This is a genomic window from Actinosynnema sp. NPDC059797 (assembly GCF_042732085.1).
Classification (GTDB): domain Bacteria; phylum Actinomycetota; class Actinomycetes; order Mycobacteriales; family Pseudonocardiaceae; genus Actinosynnema.
The window spans coordinates 1-3,132 of record NZ_JBHWIE010000577.1; the positions used below are offsets into that span (position 1 = coordinate 1).

2 protein-coding genes are annotated in these 3,132 nt (G+C 71.9%); both read left to right on the plus strand.

From position 1 onward, the window contains the following. Window positions 1-89: 89 nt before the first annotated feature. A complete protein-coding gene (locus ACFV4N_RS41855) occupies window positions 90-2,051 on the plus strand; it encodes a CRTAC1 family protein (protein WP_499678248.1) in 1,962 nt (653 codons plus the stop codon). A gap of 5 nt (window positions 2,052-2,056) precedes the next feature. Further along, window positions 2,057-3,061 carry an enediyne biosynthesis protein gene (locus tag ACFV4N_RS41860; RefSeq protein WP_499678249.1) on the plus strand — a complete coding sequence of 335 codons (1,005 nt, stop codon included), beginning with the start codon at window positions 2,057-2,059 and terminating at the stop codon, window positions 3,059-3,061. Window positions 3,062-3,132 lie beyond the last annotated feature (71 nt).

Below are 3,132 nucleotides of genomic sequence, written 5' to 3' on the forward strand. Positions count from 1 at the left end.
GGTCCCCACCGCGCCCGGGAGGGCGTGCGCGAATACCCGGCCGCGGCGTCGTGCCGCGGGGACCCCGCCCGCCAGGAAGGAGTCAGCCCGTGACCTCCACAGCCAGATGGCTGCGCAGGCAACTGCCCGGCGTCATGGCGCTCGTGCTCGTCGCGGCCACGTTCTTGGTGGCCCGGCTGCCCGAGGTGTCGGCGCAGGAGAAGCGGGACCTCGCGTCGCGCTTCGGCTTCGCACCGGAAACCGTCGCCCTCCCGGGCGGCCACACCCAGCGGTCCATCCGCGCGGTGAACCAGCGCTACGCGCACATCGACGCCTGGATCTCCTCGGTCGGCTCGGCCGTCGCGCTCAACGACCTCGACGGCGACGGCCTGGCCAACGACCTGTGCTACGTGGACGTGCGCGTCGACCAGGTGGTCGTCACCCCGGCGCCGGTGCCCGGCCGGGAGCGGCGCTACGAGCCGTTCGTGCTCGGCCCCGGGTCGCTGCCGGTCAACGACGTGATGGCGCCCATGGGGTGCGTGCCCGGCGACTTCAACGAGGACGGCCGGATCGACCTGCTGGTCTACCTGTGGGGCCGCACCCCGATCCTGCACCTGGCCAGGGCTGGTGCCGACGGCCTCGGCCCGGACGCCTACCGGGCGACCGAGCTGGTGCCGGGCGCCTCCTCGGGCCGCTACGACGGACCGGAGTGGAACTCGAACTCCGCGACCGTGGCCGATTTCGACGGCGACGGCCACGACGACATCTACATCGGCAACTACTTCCCCGACGGCCCGGTGCTGGACCCGTCGCAGAGCACGGGCGTGGAGATGAACGCCTCCATGTCCGCCGCCCTCAACGGCGGCCCGGACCACCTGCTGCTGTGGGCGGGCGGTTCGGCGGGCGACGAGCCCTCGGCGGTGTTCCGGGAGGCGCCCGGCGCGATCCCGTCGGACGCCTCGCGCGGCTGGACCCTCGCCTCCGCCTCCAACGACGTCGACGGCGACCTGCTGCCGGAGCTGTACGTGGCGAACGACTTCGGCCCCGACCGGCTGCTGCACAACGAGTCCACGCCGGGCAGACCGGCGTTCCGGCTGGTGGAGGGCTCGCGCGGGCCGCTGGAGCCGCGGTCGAAGAACGTCGGCCTCGACTCGTTCAAGGGCATGGGCGTGGACTTCGGCGACCTCAACGGCGACGGCGTGTACGACCTGTACGTCAGCAACATCACCACGTCGTTCGGCATCGAGGAGTCGCACTTCGCGTTCCTCAGCACGGAGGACGACCGGGCCGCGGTCTCCTCGGCGCTGGCCGCCGGGGAGGCGGTCTGGGAGGACGAGAGCGGTCCGCTGCAGCTGGCCTGGTCCGGGTGGGGCTGGGACGTGAAGATCGTCGACTTCGACAACGACGGCGAGCTGGAGGTCGCGCAGGCGACCGGTTTCGTCAAGGGCGACGTCAACCGCTGGCCGCAGCTGCAGGAGCTGGCGACGGCGAACGACGCGCTGCTGGCCAACCCGCTGTGGTGGCCGGTGGTGGGTCCCGGCGACGACGTGGCGGGCCACCAGCGGTTCCACCTGTTCGCCCGGAACGGCCGCGGTTTCTACACCGACGTGTCGCCGGCGCTGGACCTGGACGTGCCGGTGCCCACGCGCGGCATCGCGACCGGTGACGTGGACGGCGACGGCAGGCTGGACATGGCGGTCTCCCGGCAGTGGGAGGACCCGGTCTTCTACCGCAACACCGCCGGGTCCCCCGGCCGGTTCCTGGGCCTGCGCCTGACGCACGAGGGCGGGGTGAGCCCCGGGTCGTTCCCCGGCGCGGGCTCGCCCGTGATCGGCGCGCAGGTGGAGGTCACCACGGCGTCGGGCCGCACGCTGGTCAACCGCGTCGACGGCGGCAGCGGGCACTCGGGCAAGCGCAGCCACGAGGTGCACTTCGGGCTCGGGTCCGAGGACGGGCCGGTGCGGGCGCGCATCACGTGGCGCGACCGCGACGGCGAGGTGCGCCGGCAGGAGATGACACTGGGGCCGGGCTGGCACGACGTGCTGCTCGGCGAACGGGCCGAGGAGAAGTGACCGACATGGCCGACACGACGACCCCGACCGCGCCGCCGCGGCACGACACCAAGATCATCACGGCGTTGCGGCGGTTCGCGATCTCCATCAGCGTGTTCAACGTCCTGGGCTACACCGTGCTCGGCTTCGAGCAGCCGTGGCTGTGGCCGTTCCTCGCCCTGGCCACCGCCTACGCCGTGGAGATGGGGCTGGAGCTGGTCTCGGCCCGGCAGGAGGGCCGCGCGCCGCGGTTCGCCGGCGGCGGCGCCCGGGGCGTGGTCGAGTTCCTGTACCCGGCGCACATCACCGCGCTGGCGGTGAACATGCTGACCTACGTCAACGACCAGGTCTGGGTGATGCTCTTCGGCGTCACGGTGGCGGTCGGGGCGAAGTGGGTGCTGCGGGCGCCGGTGCGCGGCCGGCTGCGCCACTACATGAACCCGTCGAACTTCGGCATCGCGGTGATCCTGCTCGTGTTCCCGTGGGCGTCGATCGCGCCGCCTTACCACTTCACCGAGCACGTGGGCACGTTCTGGGACTGGGCGATCCCGCTGGTCATCCTCATGGCGGGCTCGATGCTGAACGGGATGCTGACCAACCGGCTGTGGCTGATCATGGCCTGGCTGGTGGGGTTCGCGCTGCAGGCGGTGGTGCGCGGCGTGCTGCTGGACGTGTCGATCCCGTCGGGGCTGAGCATGATGACCGGCGTCGCGTTCATCCTGTTCACCAACTACATGGTGACCGACCCGGGCACGTCGCCGTCGCGGCCCGCCTCGCAGGTGGCGTTCGGCGGGGGCGTGGCGGTCGTGTACGGGCTGCTGATGGGCATGAGCATCCCCTACGGCATCTTCTTCGCCACGGCGATCGTGTGCCTGATCCGCGGCGGTTTCCTGTGGGCGCTGCACTTCGTGGACCGCAACCGGGAGCGGCGCCCGGCCGGGCAGGTCGCGCCGGCCCCGGTCGCGGAGCGGTCACCGGCGGACCCGGCGCGCAACGGCGCGCCGACGGCCCGGGAGGTCGTGGGGACCTGAGGCAGTCTCTTATACAAATCTGACGCAGCCGACGAGTTATGGAGGTTAGATCACGGGTGTCGCCGGAACAT

Coding starts and splice junctions, on each gene's coding strand:
- ACFV4N_RS41860 (WP_499678249.1), top strand. CDS start 2,057: ATGGCCGACACGACGACCCCGACCGCGCCGCCGCGGCACGACACCAAG.